Here is a 21,441-nt window from a genome sequence, read left to right on the forward strand (position 1 = left end):
GCTGCTCCGCATCGCATAGGCCCACGATGCGCGGCGCAGGTCAGTGACGGCTGTAGAGCGGCGGCATTACCTCTTCGTCCGCGAACTCCGGATAGAGACGCCTGCGCATGCGGTCGAGCACCTCCGCTTCCCTGCGGTTTCGTTCCAGGAGAACGGCGGTGACGTCCTTATAGGGCGCGCCGTCCGATAAGCCAACGCAGACCGTAGCGCCCTGCGAAAGAAAGTCGCAGAACGACCGTACCGAGCGCAGACGCGTGGTAATCTCGATGTAGCGATCGTCATGTCCAGCCATGTTCGTCTCCCTTTCGAAAATAAGGTGCCACTAATATTTCGGCGAGAAGATGGCGCCCGCTTCATTACGGTTCGAGACCTGACAGCCGAGTATCCGGGATGCAAATCGACGATCGAGGCCCGATCTCGTCGGAGGAACCCACACGTCTTCCGGCATCATCCTCTGGCGAACTTCCGATTCATCGCGGCAGCGACCAGGGGCATCGCCGCCGTCGCCAGAGTGCCCAGAGGTAGCCGCCTGATGCCCTTCGTGACGACGAACGTTGCCGCCATTGCGCCGGCCAGCTTGAGCCAGGGCTGCGTGCCGAGCTGTGCATGCGCGCTTGCATCGGCCCACCGGAGGTTCTCCGCAACCACGGTTTCCGCCTGACGCTTGATCACGTGAAGGCGAGCACGGAGGTTTTCGAGTTCTTCCCTCAAGTCTTGCAGACGGCTTTCCAGCGCATGGTGGTCGGGGGCCGGGAGAGTGGTATCGGCGAGATCTTCAGCCGGAACATGACCGCCGAGCGTCGCAATATATGCCCGATATTCGGCCTCGCTCGCGAAACCCTCAGGCCTGATCAGATGGGGATTGGCCTTCGCCTCTCCGTAGGCGGCCGGTGCGGTGCCGACATTGTCGCGCATACCCTCGTCTGTACCGATATCGCCGAGTTCGTCCTTGAACATGATGCATCTCCAGCTATTTCCTGGCGATAGAACGCTCGACGGCTCAAAAGGATGCATCCGGCCGCCGACGCCAACAGGGCCAGCGTCACCGTTGCACCGATCATCATCGCCGGCCAGCACGTCTTCGAGATGGGCAAGTCGCCGCCGCGTCGCGGCTTCCCTTGCACTGCTCTAATCGTAGAGCTCGCCGTGACCGATCTGCTCCTGCCTGGCAGTGTCGCTGCTCACAGGATCCTCAGCCGGATCGGGATCTTTCTTGTTGGCATCACTCAGAAACTGCGCAGCCTTAAGGATTGCCGCGGTTATCTCTCCCGTTGCCCATCCGGCTTCATTGGCGGCTGCGATCAGCCTTTCCAGAGCGTCGCGCGCGGCAATGGTTGCCTCTTCGAAGCGCGGCACGGGAGCTTCGGTTTTCGGTGGTGGAAAGGTCATCGGCATTCCCTCCATGGCTCGGGCTGTTGGAGATGAACGCAGGCTGGGGGAAATGGATGCACGATCACGCCGATTTCATGAACGGATGCCTTGTCCACGCGACGCAGACAAGGGCCGGCGCCGATTCCCGCCTCAAATGACGGTCTGCAACAGAAACGGTGAGCGCTCGAGCGGACGCTGGGCAAGAATCCTCAACATCGCTGGGCCTTGTATGCCGGTCGTCGTTATCGAGCGGCCGTCGTGATAGACCACCGTCATAACTTTGCTGAGGCTATCGTACCTGATTTGTGCGATCGTGCGCGTGTGAACCGGAAAGATGAATTCGTGGGGCTGAGATTTTCGCCCAGAGGTCTTCGAGGTCATCGTGATGCCCCACCGAAATAATAGCAGGATTGACCCGGCTGTCCCCAGCTCGGGACGAGCATGATATTAGCCAGCATATCCCTCATCGCGTGTCTCCACTGGAAAATCGATCGAACAACAGAGCCGCCAGCTCCGGCAATCGGGCCGGCGGCCTGCAAGACCTCGGCTGAACCCCAACGATACCGATCAAGCACATATTGTTTCAATGGTCGCGTGACATCGGCGTGACACGCGGATCGCGGCTCGAAAACCCGTCCAGAACGGCTTCGTGCAGTGTCAGTTCCCTGGAAGCGGATGACCAGGCTGCTGCCTAAACCACTTAGAGGCGGCGGCCGTTCATCAATGCAATCTTCTCGCCGTCCTGTGGACCGGGGCGGTCTGCGGCCAGCATTCGACGGCACGTGCAAGCGACCGAATGGCTTCATCCACGACGAAAACCGCATCCCCGAGCCGTTCGATCTCGTAATCGAGCTCGTACATCTCAACTTCGCCAAGGCTCTTACTGTCCAGCAGCCGCCGGCTTGCCTCGATCAGGCGCTCCGTACGCCCAACAATATCAAGAGCGTCTCGTATGATGATGTCGAGCATGCAGTTGCCCTCGCTTGGATGATCAAGTGTCGGGCATAACAGGCATGCTGACAATCCCGAAATCTTGTCAGATGCGCTCCCGGATGGTGTCGTAAAGTTCCCTCAGATCGCGCAACGCCGGTTGATGGCGCGGCAGGGAGGCGCGGCGCGCGGCGAAGACGAACGCAGCCGCAGCCGCAGCCGCCGCAGCGAGGAGAAGCGTCGAGGCCGGATAACGCTTCACCGCCGCTTCTGTCTGACGCATTGCCTTCCCGGCACCGCCCTTTACCAATCGGGCGCCATCGAGGAACTGCTGCCGGAGCGCGTCGATTTGCTGTCGCAGCGTGTTCAGCTCCTCCTGGAGACCGTGGTCAGGCTGCCGGGGAATGCCGACAGAGGCGGTGGCGGTATCAATGACAGCCTTCGGGACCGGCTCGCCTATCCTCGCTCCTTTGGTGTCGAGCATCGTCGTCTGAGAATTCCTGCGTCGCGGCATGATCAATTCTCCTTCTCAGGGCGGCGCGCAAAATCGCTTCCGCACTTTTGCTCTAGTGGTCGTCGAGCGAGAAGATCGGCCGGTAGTGGCGCTCGGCGATGAGCAAGCTCCGGTCGGGCCGGATGATGTAAATTTCCTCGACCTCGCGCCCCCACTGATCTGTAAAGCTGTGCGGGAAGGAAGAACCGGCAGGCGATTTCGTCAGCTTTGCGCGCGGCTGACCATTATAGGTAATGCTGCCCGGAATAGGGGCCAGCCCCGCCGACGAGTAATTGCCTGAGCCAGTCGTGCAGCCCATCAATGCAACGGCAAAAACCAGCCCCAATCCCATGCTCTGCTTCATCGACCCCTCCCGGCTTCGCTCTTTACGCGTCACTGATTTTATCGCCAGTGTAACAGGGGACGGCAGATATTGTTCCAGAATTCGGCTGAAAACCGGAACAGATCGCCCGCAACCGGAACAACCGCGCGATCGCGTCGTTCGACCGGCAAAGAGGCGTCGGGCGGGGCGTTTGCTCGCCCTTGCCGAACAGCCCCCTACCCCGGCAATTCAGCCCGAGCCCAAAGCCCTTCTGTCGCGTTAGCTGACCGCCGATACGCCGCTTTAGCGGCCGTTCACCTTCCGCCAGTCTGCAAAGAGCGCCAGATTGCTTTCGTCGGTGGCCGGATAGAGACCAATGATCGTATGTCCTTGCTTGACGCGCTCGGTGACGAAATCCTCGTAAGCGGTCATATCGACCGCTTCGTCAGCGATCTCGTCGGCAATCTCAGCCGGAATAACGATTACGCTGTCGTCGTCGCCAACCATGATGTCGCCCGGGAAGACCGCGACATCCCCGCATCCGATCGGCACATTGATGTCGATCGCCTCGTGGAGCGTGAGATTGGTCGGGCTGGAGGGACGATGGTGATAGGCGGGTATATCAAGACCGCCGATGGTCATGGCGTCGCGGAAGCCGCCGTCGGTGACGACGCCGGCGCCGCCTCGCATCATCAGGCGGGTAATCAGTATGTCGCCGGCGGAGGCGGCGCGCGGATCCTTGCGGCTGTCCATCACCAGAACATGGCCTTCGGGACAGGTCTCGATGGCAAGCCGTTGCGGATGTTTCGGGTTGCGAAAGACGCTCATGGCGTTGCGGTCCTCGCGCGCCGGCATGTAACGCAGCGTGAAGGCTGGCCCGACCATATTGCGGCCCTTCGGTTGCACCGGCCGGACATCCTGCACCGTCTGGTTTCTCAGGCCGCGCTTGAACAACGCCGAACAGAGCGTCGCGACGGAGACACCCATCAGCTTTTCGCGGGTTGCGGGGTTCATAATTCCTTCTCCTCATTCAAATTCAAGCGCCGAAACCGATTGGGATCAAACATCGTGGCGCCTCAGTTGATGGCCGGTTCAGGCGTCTTGCCGCCGAATTCCGTCGTCAGGAAATCGAAGTCGCAGCCTTTGTCGGCCTGCTCGATATGGCTGGAGAACATGAAGCCGTAACCGCGCTCATAGTGCCGCTTGGGCGCCACCCAGGCGGCCCGCCGCGCTGCGATCTCCTCTTCGGAAACCAGCATATTGAGGCTGCGCGTGGGAATATCGAGTTCGACCATGTCCCCGGTTCTCAGCAATGCCAGAGGGCCGCCGATGTAAGATTCCGGCGCGACGTGCAGCACGCAGGCGCCGAAACTGGTTCCGGACATGCGGGCATCCGAGATGCGTACCATGTCGCGCAGGCCAAGCTTCAACAGCGCCTTCGGCATCGGGATCATGCCCCATTCCGGCATGCCCGGGCCGCCCTGCGGGCCGGCGTTGCGCAATACGAGCACGGTGTCCGGCGTCAGCGGATAATCGGGATCGTCGATGATCTTCTTCATCTCGGCATAGTTGTCGGCGACCAGCGCCGGGCCGCAATGGCGATGGAATTTTGGATCGCAGGCCGCGGGTTTGATGACCGCGCCATCGGGACACAGGTTCCCCTTGAGCACCGCGAGCGAACCTTCGTGATAGACCGGGTTCGACAATGGCCGGATAACGTCGTCATTGTAGATCTTCACCTGGTCGAGACCGTCCACCAGCGGTTTTCCCGTGACGGTAATCGCGGTTGGATCCAGCTTTTCGCCGAGTTGTTTCATCAGCGCACGCAAGCCGCCCGCATAAAAGAAATCCTCCATCAGGTAGGTCGAACCGGAAGGCCGGATGTTGGCAAGAACCGGCGTCGTGCGACCGATGCGATCGAGGTCGTCGAGTTCCAGCGGGACGCCGGCGCGCCGCGCCATGGCGATCACGTGAATGATCGCATTGGTGGAGCAGCCGGTCGCCATGGCGACCGTGACGGCATTGTCGACCGCCGCCCGCGTAATGATCCGGTCCGGCGTCAGATCCTCCCATACCATATCGACGATCCGCCGCCCGCAGGCCGCCGACATGCGCTGGTGGTTGGCGTCGGCTGCGGGAATCGAGGACGCGCCCGGCAGCGTCAATCCCATAGCCTCGGCGATCGCCGTCATCGTCGACGCCGTGCCCATGGTCATGCAATGGCCGTAGCTGCGGGCAATCCCGCCTTCGATGCCCTGCCACTCCTCCTTGGTGATCGTGCCGGCGCGCCGCTCATCCCAATATTTGAAGCCGTCAGTCCCGGAGCCCAGCGTCTTGCCGGCATAATTGCCGCGAAGCATCGGACCGGCAGGCAGATAGACAAAGGGAATGCCCATGCTGACGGCGCCCATGACAAGACCCGGCGTGGTCTTGTCGCAGCCCCCCATCAGAACGGCACCGTCGACAGGATGGCTCCGTAACAGCTCCTCGGTCTCCATCGCCAGCATATTGCGATAGAGCATTGTGGTCGGCTTGACGAAGTTTTCGGAAAGGGAAAGGGCCGGCAGTTCCATGGGGAATCCGCCCGACTGAAGAATTCCCCGCTTCACCCATTCGGCGCGCTCGCGGAAATGCATGTGGCAGGGCTGGGCATCGGACCAGGTGTTGATGACGGCGATGATCGGCTTTCCCTGCCAATCCTCCGGTGCATACCCCATCTGCATGGTCCGCGACCGGTGACCGAACGAGCGCTGATCATCCGGCAGCATCCATCGGGCCGACCGCAATTGCTCGTAAGTTTTCCCAGCGGCCACGGCTCTCTCCCAACTTTTTGCTTGCTCATCTCAGCCCTCGTAACTGATATTTTAGTTTGACATATATATCAACGGGAACCTTGTATTCTTGTGCCTCAGGCCATGCAAAGCTATGAGTGGTGCGAAAGGAACGACCCACATGAATTCCCAGTTCGCCTCCACATTCGGCCTGACTGCACCCGGTTTTCCGGCCGCAGCCGGCAGCACGGTCCAGCGGGTCTATGACGATCTCAGGAAGCGGATCATCACCATCCAGCTGCCCCCGGACACCACGCTGTCACGCACTGAGCTTACCGAGACCTATGAAGTCAGCCAGACTCCCATTCGTGACGCGCTTCAGCTTCTCAAACAGGAAGGCCTGGTTCGCATTCACCCGCAGTCCCGCACTGTGGTGACCAGGATCGATGTCCTGCAAATTTACGAGGCGCATTTCCTTCGCGTCGCCCTGGAATCGGAAGTCTGCCGCCGCCTCGCGACCGATCCCGATCCGGATCCGAGCGTCCTCACCCGAGCCCGCTCGATCATCAAAATGCAGTCGGCGGTCGCCGACGACATCGATCAGATTGCCATGTTCCAGGAACTCGACGAGCTCTTTCACCAGACATTATTCGCAGGCGCCAAACGCAGCAGCCTGCATCAGCTGGTTCGCGAGCGCTCCGGCCATCTTGACCGCGTTCGTCGTCTGCATCTGCCCGAGAAGGGCAAGATCATAAGCATTCTCGATGGTCACCACGCCATCATCGACGCAATTACCGCCCGCGATGAACAGCGTGCCGTCGGCGCGATCCGTGAACATCTCAGCCAGACCGTCGCAAAAGTCGAAGAGCTCAGGAAGGCGTTTCCCGATTATTTCGTATGAACCGGCCGCGCCGCAGCGAAGGGACTGACCCTTCCGCTTACGGCACTGAAAACGCGTAAAAAATCCGGCGATGATTCCCTGTCGTTCGGTCGTTTGAGGCTTGCAAAAATCAGGGGAATACACTTTATGTGTGACAATGAACCGCAAAACTACCTCTGCTAGAGAAAATGCTGCCGTCCATTCCCGGCGGAAGAGCGGCCATGTCTCTTCAGCCCAGCGGTTCCGACGGAGCCCGACCTCCTCGCCCCCCAATTAGCCGACCAGATGCAACCCTGACATCCCCGCCGCCTCTCAGACCCGAGAGGCTGCTCGGATATGTCCGGGAATTTCGCAATCCCCGCATCCACTTTCGACATAAGGATATCTTCATGAAGCATATGCGCAATTTTCACCTGATGATGGCAAGCACCGCCTTCCTGACACTCGCCGGTCCGGCGCTTGCTCTTGACGGCGCCGACATGATGAAGAAGCTCAATGCCGCAACCAGTGCGGGCGGCACGGTCATCACCTTCGAGAAGGCCGATGTCGATGGCGACACGGTAACGGCTACCGGCGTCCAGGTGGGATATGCCAATCTGCCCGGCGATACTTTGAAAATCGGCGAACTCACCTTCGAGGGCGTCGAGGAAACCGAAGGCGGCGGTTACCGCGCCAAGACCGTCTCTTTCCCGGATATCGACATGAGCCAGGAGGAAGGCCGCTTCTCCGCCAAGGACATCGAGATTACCGGCTTGACGATTCCCGCCAACGCAACGGGCGGCACGCTGAACGATATTCTCCTGTACGAGACGTTCAGCACCGGTCCGATCGCTGTCGACATCAAGGGCAAGGACGTCTTTGCCATCGAGGGTATCGAGTCGAACCTGGAACGCCAGGACGGCGGCTTTGCCTATGACGCCAATGTCGCCGGCCTGAAAGCCGACCTGTCGCAGGTCGAGGATGCGAGCTCGAAGGAGGCCATCGAGAAACTCGGGCTGACGACGCTCGACGGCACGGTGACGATGAAGGGCAGCTGGGAAGTCGAAAGCGGCAAGATTGCTGTCGACGAATACGCTTTCGACTTCAAGAATATCGGCCGGCTGAATATCGCCGTCGACTTTTCCGGTTACACGCTGGGCTTCGTCAAATCGCTGCAGGAGGCGATGAAAACCGCCGAGGCCAATCCGAACAAGGAAGAGGCCAACCAAGCCGCCGGCCTGGCAATGCTGGGGCTGGTGCAGCAGCTGACGTTTAACAGCGCCTCGATCCGCTTCGACGATGCCTCGATCACCAAGAAGGCGCTCGACTATGCCGGTTCGCAGCAGGGCGTCACGGGCGAGCAACTGACGCAATCTTTGAAAGGCCTCGTACCGATAATGATGGCGCAGCTCAACCTCCCGGAGCTGCAAAACCAGGTATCGGCAGCCGTCAACACCTATCTCGACGCGCCGAAAAGCCTGACGATCAGCGCCGCACCTGAAAAGCCGGTTCCATTTCCGATGATCATAGGCGCGGCCATGGGTGCTCCGAACACCATTCCTTCGGTACTCGGCGTCAAGGTCACGGCGAACGACTAAAGCGCGTCGCATCTCCCAGGGGCGGGTTTTCCGACCTGCCTCTGGTCCCTTCCCCAGACAACCAAACAACGTCGACGGTCGAGCCTGATTCCAGAAAAAGCGATTTCCCAGGAGTGGCTAAAGCTCGTCACTGCGACGCTTCACGACGTGCTTTAGCGCGATCATATGTCTTCGCCGCTCCAGCAGATAATCGGCATAGCCGACGCAGATGAACAGCAATGTCGGGCCGGCGTAGATGATGATCAGAGCCAATGCGATAACGATGAATGCGGTCGTCATGGTTTTGTTTCCATATTGGTCGTGCCGCAGTTAGAGCGGCGGAAGCGGATAGGCCCTCATCTCGACATTCGCTGTCCTTCTTTGTTCAAAATTCGCCGGCTCCGTATTCGTTCCTTCTCGGATCGATTTCCATTCGCGCGACGGGCCAGATCGGGCGACAATCGCGAATCGGACAATTCGCTCAACCGCGATCACTCCCGTGGCCTTTCCTCCCGCATTGCCGTCGTTACGCTGTTAAACAGCGGACTCGACATCAGATCCTCCAGCAAAACCGATAGCTTCGGCTTCCAGTTCGGATAGCTGTCGCTGGTGCCCGGAATATTGGTCGGTCTTTTCTCGTCGGTCAGATCGGCAAGCCGCACGGCGGCAAGAAGCGACGGAGTCCGGGCAATGAAACGGTAGGCGCTGACGGTCAGATCTTTCAGCATCTCTTCGCTTGCCCGCGCAGCAGGGAGCCTGGGCGGCAAGGCGAGGCCGGCGGCCTTGAATGCCGCTTTCAAATATCTCCGCTCTCGCTTGCGGTATTCGAGATGTTTTTCGGTGAGATCGGGCGGCACGATACCGTGTTCGCAGCGATTCTGAATGTCGGCGCCGCGCCACCAGCCGGCAAGGGTCTGATGGTCGTGCGTCGAAAGGCAGACGAGTGCGAGGACGGGATAGGCATCGGCCGGCTTGAAGCCCTTCTTGCCCTGTTCATAGGAAAGGATCCGATAGGAGAGGATGCCGGCGGCGGCCAGATCCTCCGGCAATCCCTCCGGAATCATTCCCAGTGATTCTCCGATGACGAGGCATCGATGTTCGGCAGAAGCCTCAGCCAGGATCTGCAGCAGCCGGCCTTCGGGATAGCGGACATAGGCGCCGCTATCCGGCCTGTCGCCCAAGGGAACCAGGAAAAGGCGGCGGACCGCCGGGGCGTGGTCGATGCGAATGGCGCCTGCATAACGCATGGCCGCACTCACCATGCGCTGGTAAGGCGACATGCCGCCTCCGGCAATTTCGGAAGGCAGGTATCCGGCAAGATGCCAGTCCTGCCCCTCGACGGCGAAGGGGTCGGGAGGGCTGCCGATCGTGGCCTTGGAGACGTAGACCTCAGGCTCGCTCCACGTTGCCGAGCCGTCGACCGCCTCCCCGACGGCAAGGTCCATATAGAGCCCGATGCGCAGGCCGGCCCTGCGCGCCCGATCTGCCGCCTGCATCAGTTGGCGGTGGGCGAGCCATTGCAGCCACATATGGAAGAAAACATCGTCCGTGTGCTCGCGTTCGAAATCGTCGACGGCGGCGCTGTCGAAACGCTGAAACTCGGCCGGCCACCGCTGCCAACCGGCGCCGGCCCCGCGCTCGACCATGGAAAACGACAGGCATTCGAAAAGCGCATGCAGCCGCAAGCTGTCACCGCCTCGCGCGACAAAGGCGTCGAAATCGGCTGGGCTATAGTCCTTATCACCGGCGCGGCGCTGTCGCCACGCCGGCCAGAGATCATGAAGGGCTCCAAGCTTGGCTCGTGCGACGCCGACGTAATCGACGAGATTGGATTGGCGGAGGCGCTTCAATTCGCGTTCGAGTTCGGGACTGCCGGCGAAACCTGGCACCTCGTCGACCGCGATATAGAGTGGGTTGAGATGCTGACGGCTTGAGGGTTCGTAGGGGCTGCAGCGGTCGGGATCGGCAAGGAACGGCGCGTGAAGCGGGTTGAGTCCGATGAAATCCGCCCCCAGCGATCCTGCCAGATCGGGCAGATCAGACAGATCCTTGAAGTCTCCGATACCCCAGTTGCGGGCCGAACGGAGCTCGTAAAGCTGCAGGCTCACACCCCAGACCCGTGTGCCGGAAAGGAAATCCGGCAGAAACGACACCGGGATCTTCCTGCCGTCCGGTTTGACTTGCCGCCCCGGCGCGCCACTCTGCGGATCTGCCGTCGCCGTCAGCTCGATGTTGAGCGCCGAGAGTATCTTGCGCTTGGTCGCGGCGGAAATCGCCACTTCCCTGTTGTCGGGGCTGGGCCTTGTCGGGCTGATGCCGTAAAGTCGGGCAAGCTTGTCGAGCTCGGCGGGTTTCATCCTTCGATCCTTTTCTCCCACCGCCGTCACCCCGCGCTGATGCTCCAGATCACCGTCCACGGGCCGAGACCGCCGCCGCCGCTTCCGCCAAGACGGAATATCGTCTCGGTGTCGTCCTGCCGCGGCTCGAGCAGCGGCGCCGCCGCGTTGCCGAGATTGGCGCGCAGATGAAGCCGCCGGTTTTCCGCAAGGGTCCAATCCACCGCGATCGCATTTCCCGCCGAGCGGTAGACCGCGCCTCCGCCAACGGCACCTTTCAGCAAAGGAACGATCCGCCGGTGCCGGAGGTCGAGAAGTGTTCTGTAATAATCAAGCATGTCGGAGGTGGTGCGTTTCGACCAGTCGAGCTTGGCCGCAGCAAAGGTCGATGGCGCCGTCGGGTCGAGAAGGTCGTCCGCGTCGAAGCCGGGCAGACGCGAAAGCTCCTGGCGCCGGCCTTGCCTGACCTTCTCGTTCAGATCTTCATCGAAATCGCAGAAAAAGGGAAAAGGCTCTCTGGCGCACCATTCCTCTCCCATGAACAGCATCGGTATCTCGGGCGCCAGCAGATAGATTGATATGACGGCCTTGACGGCATCGACCGGGCTCGACGCCAGAACCCGGTCGCCCAGTGCCCTGTTGCCGATCTGATCATGGTTCTGGATGAAGGACACGAAGGCTGTGGGCGGCAGGTGGCCGCTCGGCCTGCCCCGCCTTCCGCCGCGATATGGCATATGTTCGCCCTGGAACACGAAACCCTCCGCCAGCGCCCGCCCGAGCTTGCCGACGTCGCCGGCGTAATCGGCATAATAGCCGAAGGTTTCGTCCGTGGCGGCAACATGCAGCACATGGTGCACATCATCGTTCCACTGGGCGGTGAACAGCCTCGCCTCGCCCTTATCGTCACGCTGCAGGAGGTCGGCATCGTTCTCCTCGTTTTCGACGATCAGATGAACATGCCGGTTGCCGGCCGCAGCCCTGACGCGGCGGGCAAGCGCCTGAAGAAGATGCTCGTCGCTGTCGTCCTTGATGGCGTGGACGGCATCAAAGCGGAAACCGTCAAGCCTGAACTCGGTGATCCAGTAGATGGCATTCTCGATGATGAATTCGCGGATCGCCTCCGACCCGTCGCCGTCGTAATTGACCCCGTGCCCCCAGGGCGTTTTGTGATGGTCGGTAAAGAGCGGCGCATAGGACGGGATATAGTTTCCGTCAGGCCCGAAGTGATTGTAGACGACATCGAGAAACACGGAGATGCCGCGCTCATGCGCCGCATCCACCAGCGCCAGGAAATCTTCCGGCCGGCCGTAACTGCTGTCGGGCGCATAGGGAAGCACGCCGTCATACCCCCAGCTGTAACGACCCGGAAACTCACTGAGCGGCATGATCTGCAACGCCGTGATACCAAGCTCTTGCAGATGATCCAGCCGCTCGATAGCGGCCCTGAAGCTGCCCTCCGGCGTAAAGCCGCCGATATGCATCTCGTAGATGACCATCTCCTCCCAGGGCCGGCCGGTCCAGTCGCCCGCCTTCCAATGATAGGAGGAAAGGTCGACCACTTCGCTCGGGCCATGTACGTCCAGCGGCTGAAACCGCGAGGCAGGATCGGGAATTTCAAGACCGTCCGGCAGGGCGAAGCGATAGCGCGTCCCGGGACGAGCATCCTCAACCGTGCAGCGGTGCCATCCGTCTTCGCCCGCGCGCATCGGCCGTAAACCGGCCCCGTCGATCTTTAAGGACACGCTTTCATGCAGGGGAGCCCAGAGGCGAAACAGAATACCCTCTTCGGTGAAAACGGGGCCGAACGTCATTCTGGTCAAGGGAAAGCCTTCGATGGAGTGAAGATGGGATTTGGGTAACTTTTGCAGAAGCAAAAAGTTTCGTCCGCGGGGGAGGCAAAGCGGCTGCAGCCGCTGGACGCTTTATCGGCGGACATCAGGAAGATTAATATCCACCCTATCGGGAGTAGGATTTTATCCTATCGAGTGCTATATGAATGCAAACGATAGGAGTGCAATCGATGCGTTCGACGCAACAGATGAGCATCACATTGCCCGTAGAAATGGCGAAGCGCGTCAAGCAACGGGTATCCGACGGCGATTACGCCTCTGAGAGCGAAGTTATACGCGAGGGTCTGCGGGCTCTGCAGGAACGTGAAAATGCCGTCGAGCATTGGCTGCGAACGGAAGTTGCGGCTACCTATGACGTCCATAAGGCCGATCCCACCAAGGCCAAACCTCTCGACGAAGTCTGGAAACGGCTCGAAGCACGGATGGACGAAATCGATCGGGAAGAGGATTGATGAAACGCTATTATATCCGCTTCACCGATGAGGCGGAGTTGGATTTGGCGTGCATCTATGGTTTCGTCCGTAAGAAATCCGCATCTTCTGTCGTCGCCCGCAAATATATCGCCCGCATCAAGACCTTTGTGGATGGGTTCGAAACATATCCCGAACGTGGCAGCGTCCGTGATGATGTCCGACCGGGATTGCGGATTGTCGGTTTTGAGCGCCGGGTAAGCGTGGCGTTCGTCGTCGACTCCGCCGAGGTTGTTATCCTCCGTATCCTCCATGCCGGGCAGCAGTTTGAAAGCGGCGAAAGTTAGAGCTGCCTGTGAAACACACCTGCACCCCAACCGTCAGGCCGCCGCAACCTTGCCCGAAAGCGCCTGATCCATGGCCCTTTGAAGCTGTTCCTGGGTGAACGGCTTGGTCATTCTGAGCATCCGGCCGAGCCCATGGTCTTCGGAAAACTCGGCATAGCCCGAAGCGAGAATAATGGGCAGGCCCGGGAAGGACGAACGAAGATGACGCGCAAGCTCGGCGCCGGTCATGCCGGGCATGGCGTGATCGGTGATGACGAGATCGCAATTCGGTCCGCCGGCAAGGAATTCCAAAGCCTGGGAAGCCGAAGACGCTTCCCGCGGCAGATGCCCGAGATCCTCCAGCATCGCCACGGTTCCTGTCCGGACAAGCGCATCGTCATCGACGACGAGAATGGCAAGCGGACGCGATACCGGCATCAAGGGTTCCGTCGCTGGGGGCTCGACGGCCGGCTCCGTCTTGACGAAAGTCTCGGCGACGGGCAGCCACAGGGAGACGGTCGTGCCCTTGCCCCTGACGCTCGATATCTGGATCGAGCCGCCAGATTGCGCGGCCAGGCCATGAACCATAGACAGGCCGAGGCCGGTGCCCTTGCCAACGCCTTTGGTGGTGAAAAACGGTTCGGCGGCGCGCGAGACGGTTGCCTCATCCATGCCCTCGCCATCGTCCGACACCGATATTCTGATGTAATTGCCGCCCGTCAAACCAGCCGGCCGGGCCTCGTCGGCGTGAGCCGCGGCAACCGTCACCGCCCCCCCGCTTTCCAGCGCGTCGCGCGCATTGACGAAGAGGTTGAGCAGCGCCAGCTCCAGCTGGTTGCTGTCCACCAGTAGGGGCGCGAGATCGGCCGGGATACTTTTGCGGATTTCGATACGCGGACCCACCGCCTTTGCGAGAAGATCCTCGACATTTTCGAACAGGCGCAGGAAATCGATCGCTTGCGGCTTCAATTCCTGGCGGCGGGCGAAGGCGAGCAGGCGCTGGGTCAGCGCCGTGCCGCGCTCGGCCGCCTGGATCGCGTTGGTCACCAGGCGCTCACTGCGTTCATCGGCCGGAAGCCGCTTCTTCAACAGGCTCAGGCTGCCGAGCACCGCCATGAGGAGGTTGTTGAAGTCATGCGCCACGCCGCCTGTGAGGTGGCCGATCGTGTCGAGCTTCTGCGCCTCGAACAGCTGGGCAAGCGCCTCCTCGCGCTCGCGCGTCCTTTGATCGATCCGGTTCTCGAGCTCCTCGTTGAGCTGACGCAGTTGCGCCGCCGAAGCCTCGAGCTCGCCGGTGCGCTGGCGAACCCGGGCCTCCAGATCGGCGTTCAGGCGCTCGAGCTCCCGCGTCTTCCGATAAAGATCGGCAAAGACCCTGACCTTGGCTCTCAGCACCTCCGGAACGATCGGCACGGAGACGTAGTCGACGGCACCGACGGCATAACCGCGCAGCCGGTCGGGTTCGGCCAGCATTACCGCGGAAACGAAGATGATCGGCGTGTTCTGGTAGCGTGGATGTTGCCGGATCATGCCGACGAGTTCGAAACCATCCTGTTCCGGCATACAGACATCGACGAGAATGACCGCGATTTCGGTGCGCAACAGATGCTCGAAGGCTTCGCGCGCCGATTGCGCCTTGATGAGGTTTTCCTCGAGCTCTTCGAGAATGACCTCATAGCTCAGGAGCTTGGCAGGCTGGTCGTCGACGAGGAGGATGTTGACGGGGTTCATGGCCAGGTCCTCAGCGGTGCAGCCACATGCGCAGCGCCGACAGGAGCTGTTCGGTATTGACCGGCTTCGCCAGGTAATCGGAGGCGCCAGCTTCCAGGCATTTCTCGCGGTCTCCCTTCATCGCCTTGGCCGTCAGCGCCAGGATCGGCAGCCGCCGGAAGCGGGGCTCGGAGCGGATGACCTGCATCGTCTCGTAGCCGTCCATTCCGGGCATCATGATGTCCATCAGCACGATCGCCACCGAGGGCTCATTGTTGATGACCTCGATCGCCTCGCTTCCGGTCGTCGCCGTCAGCACCTTCATGCCGCGACGTTCGAGAACACTGCTCAGCGCGAAGATGTTGCGCGCGTCGTCGTCGACGAGCAGCACCGTTTCACCGACAAGATCCTCGTCCGAGCTGTGCAACTCCTGCAGCGTCGCCTGTTTTGCTGCCGGCAGGTCTGCGACGACCCGGTGCAGGAACAGCGCCGTTTCATCGAGCAGCCGCTCGGGCGACTCCACCCCCTTCACCACGACGCTGCGGGCCATACTGTGCAGCGTTGCGTCTTCCTCAAGCGAAAGCTCCCGGCCGGTGAAGACGACCACCGGCACTTCGGCGATCGCGGCATCGTCGCGGATCTGCTCCAGCACGTCGAAGCCGGACATGTCCGGCAGCGTGAGATCGAGCACCACGCAATCGGCCGAGCCCTGCCGGAGAACGGCGAGCGCCTCCGATCCGGAGCCGACGCTTGTTATGTCGATGTCGTCATGCCCGAGAAGGGCGGTGACGCTCATGCGCTCGGCTTCATTGTCTTCCACCAGCAACAATTGCTTGCGGCGCGGCTCGGCATAGGCTTTCAGACGAGACAAGGCTTTGCCGAGGCCTTCCGGCGTCGTCGGTTTGCTCATGAAGGCAAAGGCACCGCGGGTCAGCCCATGCTGGCGGTCCTCGTCTAGACTGATGATCTGCACCGGAATATGCCGCGTCTGGGAATTCTGCTTGAGCTGGCTCAGCACCGTCCAGCCGAGCATATCGGGCAGGAAGATATCAAGCGAGATCGCTGACGGCTTGTATTCCTGCGCGAGAACAAGCGCATCGCTGCCGCGCATCGCGACCAGCACCTTGAAGCCATTGTCGCGGGCCAGATCGACGAGGACGCGGGCGTAATGGGCATCGTCTTCGACGATGAGCAATACCGAGTCGCCAACTGCTATCCGATGACGATCGTCTGCGACATGTTCGACAGGTTTTTCGGCGCGGCGGGCGGCCGCTTCGGCAAATTCCACGACGTTCGCCGGCGCTGGGGCCGGCCTGGGCGCAACCGCACCGGCACCGACATATGTCAGCGGCAGGTAAAGCACGAAGGTGCTGCCGACGCCCGGCGTGCTGCGCAACTGGATCTCACCACCGAGCAGGTTCGCCAGTTCGCGGCTGATCGCCAGGCCGAGGCCGGTGCCGCCATATTTGCGGCTGGTCGAAGCATCCGCCTGCTGGAACGCCTCGAAAATGATGCGCTGCTTTTCCGGCGGAATGCCGATGCCGGTGTCGACGACTTCGAAGGCGATCACCGAAGGCGCATGCCGGAGCGACGGATGATCGGGCGACCAGCCGCTGGTTGCCAAGGCGACGCGAAGCGTCACGCCGCCCTGCGCGGTGAATTTGAAGGCGTTCGACAGCAGGTTTTTGAGGATCTGCTGCAGGCGCTTCGAATCCGTAATGATGCTCTTCGTGAGATCGCCGCCCACCTCGACCGCGAACGACAGGTTCCGGTTTTCGGCCTCATGCCGGAAAGGCCGGGCCATCATCTCGAGCAGGTTGCTGACGAAGATCTCCTCGGCATCGACCGAGACCGTCCCGGACTCGATCTTCGACAGGTCGAGAATATCGCTGATGAGGTTCAGAAGATCGGTTCCTGCGCCGTGGATCGTCTTTGCGAACTCGACCTGTTTACCCGACAGGTTGCCGTCGGGGTTTTCCCCGAGCTGCTGGCCGAGGATGAGGATCGAATTCAGCGGCGTGCGCAGCTCGTGCGACATGTTGGCGAGGAATTCGGATTTGTATTTCGAAGTCAGCGCCAGCTCGGTCGCCTTTTCCTCCAGCGCGCGTCTTGCCTGCTCGATTTCCTGGTTCTTCGCCTCGACTTCGACGTTGCGTTCCTCCAACTGCTGCGCCTTCTGGCCGAGTTGCTCGTTGGTCTGCTGCAGCTCGCGCTGCTGCGTCTGCAGCTCGGCGGCGAGTTGCTGCGACTGTTTGAGCAGGCCTTCGGTCTGCATGGTCGCTTCGATCGAGTTGAGGACGATGCCGATCGAGGTCGTCAACTGGTCGAGGAAAGAGAGCTGCAACTCGGTGAATTCGCCGGCGGAAGCAAGCTCGATCACCGCCTTCACCTGCCCCTCGAAATGGACGGGCAGCACGATCGCGCTCCGCGGCAGGGTCGTGAAAACGCCGGAGCTGATCGGGACGACATTGTCGGGAAGATCGGTGACGAGGATGCGGCGGGCGTCGCTGGCGCATTGGCCGACGAGGCCCTGGCCGAAATCGAGCCGCAGCGGGTGCGCCGCCTCGACGCCCTGCGCATAGACCGACAGCAGCGACAGAAACGCCTGCTCCTCATCGGCATCCACCTGATAGATGACGCCCTGATGCGCGCCGACCAGCGGCGCCAGCTCCGAAAGCATCAGCTTACCGACCAGCGTCAGGTCGCGCTGGCCCTGCAGCATGTTGGTGAAGCGCGCCAGATTGGTCTTCAGCCAGTCCTGCTCGGTGTTGCGCTCCGTCGTCAGGCGCAGGTTGTCGATCATCGTGTTGATGTTGTCCTTGAGCTCGGCCACTTCGCCGCGCGCATCGACCTTGATCGACCGCGTCAGGTCGCCCTTGGTGACGGCGGTGGCAACCTCGGCGATGGCGCGCACCTGGGTCGTCAGGTTGGCGGCAAGCAGGTTGACGTTGCCGGTCAGGTCTTTCCACGTTCCCGCGGCACCGGGAACATTCGCTTGGCCGCCGAGGCGGCCTTCGACGCCGACTTCACGCGCCACCGTCGTCACCTGATCGGCGAAGGTCGCAAGCGTGTTGGTCATGTTGTTGATGGTTTCGGCAAGGGCGGCCACCTCGCCCTTGGAGGCGACGGTGAGGTTCTGCTTGAGATCGCCGTTCGCCACCGCCGTCACCACCTTGACGATGCCGCGCACCTGTTCGGTGAGGTTGGCGGCCATGACGTTGACGGTGTCGGTCAGATCCTTCCAGGTGCCGGCGACACCCGGCACTTGCGCCTGGCCGCCGAGCTTGCCTTCGGTGCCGACTTCACGGGCCACACGCGTCACTTCGCCGGCAAAGGCGTTGAGCTGGTCCACCATGGTGTTGATAGTGTTCTTCAACTCGAGGATTTCGCCCTTTACGTCGACAGTGATCTTGCGCGAGAGGTCGCCGCGCGCCACGGCAGTCGTCACCTCGGCAATGTTGCGCACCTGGGTCGTCAGATTGGCGGCGAGAAGGTTGACGTTGTCAGTCAGGTCCTTCCAGGTGCCGGCGACCCCGGGAACGACGGCCTGGCCGCCAAGGCGGCCATCCGTGCCGACTTCGCGGGCGACGCGCGTGACTTCGCCGGCGAAGGAGCGAAGCTGATCCACCATGGTGTTCAAAGTGTCTTTGAGGAGCAGGATTTCGCCGCGCACGTCGACGGTAATCTTGCGCGACAGGTCGCCATTGGCGATGGCAGTCGCCACTTCGGCGATGTTGCGCACCTGCGCCGTCAGGTTGCCGGCCATGGAGTTGACGCTGTCGGTCAGGTCCTTCCAGGTGCCGGCCACGCCCGAGACCTGCGCCTGGCCGCCGAGCTTGCCTTCGGTGCCTACTTCGCGGGCGACGCGCGTCACTTCGCCGGCGAAGGCGTTGAGCTGGTCCACCATCGTGTTGATAGTGTTCTTCAGCTCGAGGATTTCCCCCTTCACGTCGACGGTGATCTTGCGCGAGAGGTCGCCGCGCGCCACCGCGGTCGTAACTTCGGCGATGTTGCGCACCTGGCCCGTCAGGTTCGAGGCCATGGAGTTGACGTTTTCGGTCAAGTCCTTCCAGGTGCCGGCCACACCCGGCACCTGCGCCTGGCCGCCGAGCTTGCCTTCGGTGCCGACTTCGCGGGCGACGCGCGTCACTTCCGAGGCGAAGCGGTTCAGCTGATCCACCATGGTGTTCAGCGTTTCCTTGAGCTCGAGAATTTCCCCCGAGACCGACACCGTGATCTTTTTCGACAGGTCGCCATTGGCGATCGCCGTGGAGACTTCGGCGATGTTGCGCACCTGCGCCGTCAGGTTGCCGGCCATGGAGTTGACGCTGTCGGTCAGGTCCTTCCAGGTGCCGGCCACACCAAGCACGTTCGCTTGGCCGCCGAGCCGGCCTTCCGTGCCGACTTCGCGGGCAACACGCGTCACTTCGCCGGCGAAACCATTCAACTGGTCGACCATCGTATTGATGGTCTCCTTCAGTTCGAGGATTTCCCCCGACACCGGCACGGTGATCTTCTTCGACAGGTCGCCCTGGGCGACCGCGGTCGCGACTTCGGCGATGTTGCGCACCTGACCTGTCAGATTCGAGGCCATGGAATTGACGCTGTCGGTCAGGTCCTTCCAGGTGCCAGCCACACCGCGCACATTCGCCTGGCCGCCGAGCCGGCCTTCCGTGCCGACTTCGCGGGCAACACGCGTCACCTCAGAGGCGAAGGCGTTCAACTGGTCGACCATCGTATTGATGGTTTCCTTCAGTTCGAGGATTTCGCCCTTCACGTCGACGGTGATCTTTTTCGACAGGTCGCCATTGGCGATGGCCGTGGAAACCTCGGCAATGTTGCGCACCTGCGCCGTCAGGTTACCGCCCATAGAGTTGACGTTCTCGGTCAAATCCTTCCAGGTGCCGGCGACGCCGCGCACGTTGGCCTGCCCCCCGAGCCGGCCCTCCGTGCCGACTTCACGCGCCACGCGCGTCACTTCCGAGGCGAAGGCATTCAACTGGTCGACCATCGTATTGATAGTCTCCTTCAGCTCGAGGATTTCGCCCGACACCGTCACCGTGATCTTCTTCGACAGATCGCCATTGGCGATCGCCGTGGACACTTCGGCGATATTGCGCACCTGCGCCGTCAGGTTCGACGCCATGGAATTGACGTTGTCGGTCAGGTCCTTCCAGGTACCCGCGACACCCGGGACCTGCGCCTGACCGCCGAGCCGGCCTTCCGTGCCGACTTCGCGCGCAACGCGCGTGACTTCACCGGCAAAGCCATTGAGCTGATCCACCATCGTATTGATGGTTTCCTTGAGCTCCAGGATTTCGCCCGAGACGTCGACGGTGATCTTGCGCGAGAGGTCGCCGCGCGCCACCGCCGTCGTCACCTGGGCGATGTTACGCACCTGCGCCGTCAGGTTGCCGCACATGGCGTTGACACTGTCCGTCAGGTCCTTCCAGGTGCCGGCGACGCCTGGCACCAACGCCTGTCCACCGAGCTTGCCTTCGGTGCCGACCTCGCGGGCCACACGCGTCACTTCCGAGGCGAAGGAGCGAAGCTGGTCGACCATCGTATTGATCGCTTCCTTCAGCTGCAGAATCTCGCCGCGCACGTCGACAGTGATCTTCTTGGAGAGGTCGCCGTTCGCAACCGCGATCGTCACCTCGGCGATGTTGCGCACCTGCGCCGTCAGGTTCGACGCCATCGAGTTGACGCTTTCGGTCAGGTCCTTCCAGACGCCGGTGACTTCAGGCACCTGCGCCTGCCCGCCGAGCTTTCCGTCGGTGCCGACTTCGCGGGCGACACGCGTCACTTCAGAGGTGAAAACACTCAGCTGTTTGATCATCGTGTTGACGATATCGGCCGAGCGCAGGAATTCGCCTTTCAGAGCCCGCCCATCGACATCGAGCGGCACGGTCTGCAGCAGATCGCCCTTGGCAACCGCGGTGATCGTACGGGTGACCGCCGTCGTCGGCCACAGGAGATCGTCAATCAGGCCGTTGATCGAGCCCTCCATCTCGGACCAGGAGCCGTCGGACAGGCCGAAGCGCACCCGCGTGCTCGTCCGCCCGTCCCGACCGACCACCTGCCCGACGTGTTCGAGCTGCTGGGCCATGCGCTGGTTGGCGGCGATAATGTCGTTCAGGGCATCGGCGACCTTGCCGGTGACGCCGGTGAGATCCGACCGCATCCGCACGGAAAAATCACCGCGCCTGACGGCGACCAGAACCTCCAGAAGCGCGCTGGCATCGTCGAACGCCATGCTTTTGTGGTCGTGCCCATTGAGGCTTTCGGCCGCAGCGTCGTCGCGCGAAAATTTACTGGTTTGCTTGCTCACGAAATCCCCCTGTTCGACAGGAGGTAATTAGTGCTCCGCTGGAAAAAGGGTATGGGTGTGCCGCAGGGTTGCAGAGATAGGCCTAACCCAACGTCAACGGCCAAACTTTGCCTGCGCGGGAACAGTTTCCCGGCGGCCGTCGTTTCCGTCCTGAC

At 61.5% G+C, this 21,441-nt stretch carries 18 protein-coding genes; 4 read left to right on the forward strand and 14 right to left on the reverse strand.

Features of this window, described 5'->3' with window-relative positions; genetic code table 11:
* Positions 1–40: 40 nt before the first annotated feature.
* The 9 genes from RHEC894_RS30590 to araD form a co-directional block, all read right to left on the reverse strand.
* Positions 41–292: a hypothetical protein gene (locus RHEC894_RS30590; protein ID WP_010069246.1), complete on the reverse strand. Its 252-nt coding sequence runs from the start codon at positions 290–292 to the stop codon at positions 41–43.
* A gap of 155 nt (positions 293–447) precedes the next feature.
* Entirely contained in the window at positions 448–957 is a 510-nt protein-coding gene (locus RHEC894_RS30595; RefSeq protein ID WP_085740390.1) for a hypothetical protein, read from the reverse strand.
* Positions 958–1,128: 171 nt separating this feature from the next.
* On the reverse strand, positions 1,129–1,389 hold the full coding sequence (locus RHEC894_RS30600; RefSeq protein WP_085740649.1) for a hypothetical protein: 261 nt from the start codon (positions 1,387–1,389) through the stop codon (positions 1,129–1,131).
* 132 nt (positions 1,390–1,521) lie between these two features.
* Positions 1,522–1,752, reverse strand: a complete 231-nt coding sequence (locus RHEC894_RS30605) for a hypothetical protein (protein ID WP_010069243.1) — start codon at positions 1,750–1,752, stop codon at positions 1,522–1,524.
* Between the two features lie 339 nt (positions 1,753–2,091).
* Complete coding sequence (locus tag RHEC894_RS30610) at positions 2,092–2,340, reverse strand: hypothetical protein (RefSeq protein WP_010069242.1); 249 nt, start codon at positions 2,338–2,340, stop codon at positions 2,092–2,094.
* Between the two features lie 67 nt (positions 2,341–2,407).
* On the reverse strand, positions 2,408–2,815 hold the full coding sequence (locus RHEC894_RS30615) for a hypothetical protein (protein WP_010069241.1): 408 nt from the start codon (positions 2,813–2,815) through the stop codon (positions 2,408–2,410).
* Positions 2,816–2,867: 52 nt separating this feature from the next.
* On the reverse strand, positions 2,868–3,158 hold the full coding sequence (locus RHEC894_RS30620) for a hypothetical protein (RefSeq protein ID WP_085740391.1): 291 nt from the start codon (positions 3,156–3,158) through the stop codon (positions 2,868–2,870).
* Between the two features lie 261 nt (positions 3,159–3,419).
* On the reverse strand, positions 3,420–4,130 hold the full coding sequence (locus RHEC894_RS30625) for a ribonuclease activity regulator RraA (protein ID WP_085740392.1): 711 nt from the start codon (positions 4,128–4,130) through the stop codon (positions 3,420–3,422).
* Between the two features lie 62 nt (positions 4,131–4,192).
* Entirely contained in the window at positions 4,193–5,929 is a 1,737-nt protein-coding gene (araD, locus tag RHEC894_RS30630; protein WP_085740393.1) for an L-arabinonate dehydratase, read from the reverse strand.
* A 139-nt stretch (positions 5,930–6,068) separates the two neighbouring features.
* On the opposite strand from araD, the gene RHEC894_RS30635 reads away from it, so the two are divergent.
* On the forward strand, positions 6,069–6,788 hold the full coding sequence (locus RHEC894_RS30635) for a GntR family transcriptional regulator (protein WP_085740394.1): 720 nt from the start codon (positions 6,069–6,071) through the stop codon (positions 6,786–6,788).
* 368 nt (positions 6,789–7,156) lie between these two features.
* Positions 7,157–8,344, forward strand: coding sequence for a hypothetical protein (locus tag RHEC894_RS30640; protein ID WP_085740395.1), 1,188 nt, complete (start codon positions 7,157–7,159; stop codon positions 8,342–8,344).
* A 117-nt stretch (positions 8,345–8,461) separates the two neighbouring features.
* On the opposite strand, the gene RHEC894_RS33215 is transcribed toward RHEC894_RS30640, so the two are convergent.
* The 3 genes from RHEC894_RS33215 to treZ form a co-directional block, all read right to left on the reverse strand.
* Positions 8,462–8,623 carry a hypothetical protein gene (locus RHEC894_RS33215; RefSeq protein WP_010065829.1) on the reverse strand — a complete coding sequence of 54 codons (162 nt, stop codon included), beginning with the start codon at positions 8,621–8,623 and terminating at the stop codon, positions 8,462–8,464.
* A 191-nt stretch (positions 8,624–8,814) separates the two neighbouring features.
* Entirely contained in the window at positions 8,815–10,680 is a 1,866-nt protein-coding gene (gene malQ, locus RHEC894_RS30645; protein ID WP_085740396.1) for a 4-alpha-glucanotransferase, read from the reverse strand.
* 26 nt (positions 10,681–10,706) lie between these two features.
* A complete protein-coding gene (treZ, locus tag RHEC894_RS30650; RefSeq protein WP_089152768.1) occupies positions 10,707–12,479 on the reverse strand; it encodes a malto-oligosyltrehalose trehalohydrolase in 1,773 nt (590 codons plus the stop codon).
* A gap of 200 nt (positions 12,480–12,679) precedes the next feature.
* Between treZ and RHEC894_RS30655 the strand changes: the two genes are divergently transcribed.
* Positions 12,680–12,961 carry a type II toxin-antitoxin system ParD family antitoxin gene (locus RHEC894_RS30655; protein WP_010069576.1) on the forward strand — a complete coding sequence of 94 codons (282 nt, stop codon included), beginning with the start codon at positions 12,680–12,682 and terminating at the stop codon, positions 12,959–12,961.
* Positions 12,961–13,266 carry a type II toxin-antitoxin system RelE/ParE family toxin gene (locus RHEC894_RS30660; protein ID WP_085740398.1) on the forward strand — a complete coding sequence of 102 codons (306 nt, stop codon included), beginning with the start codon at positions 12,961–12,963 and terminating at the stop codon, positions 13,264–13,266. The genes RHEC894_RS30655 and RHEC894_RS30660 overlap by 1 nt, the downstream gene beginning before the upstream one ends.
* Before the next feature lie 33 nt (positions 13,267–13,299).
* Here the strand turns inward: RHEC894_RS30660 and RHEC894_RS30665 are convergent, their stop codons facing one another.
* Positions 13,300–14,976 carry a response regulator gene (locus RHEC894_RS30665; RefSeq protein ID WP_085740399.1) on the reverse strand — a complete coding sequence of 559 codons (1,677 nt, stop codon included), beginning with the start codon at positions 14,974–14,976 and terminating at the stop codon, positions 13,300–13,302.
* A 10-nt stretch (positions 14,977–14,986) separates the two neighbouring features.
* Positions 14,987–21,286, reverse strand: a complete 6,300-nt coding sequence (locus tag RHEC894_RS30670; protein WP_085740400.1) for a HAMP domain-containing protein — start codon at positions 21,284–21,286, stop codon at positions 14,987–14,989.
* Between the last annotated feature and the right edge of the window lie 155 nt (positions 21,287–21,441).

Source organism: Rhizobium sp. CIAT894 (genome assembly GCF_000172795.2).
Classification (GTDB): domain Bacteria; phylum Pseudomonadota; class Alphaproteobacteria; order Rhizobiales; family Rhizobiaceae; genus Rhizobium.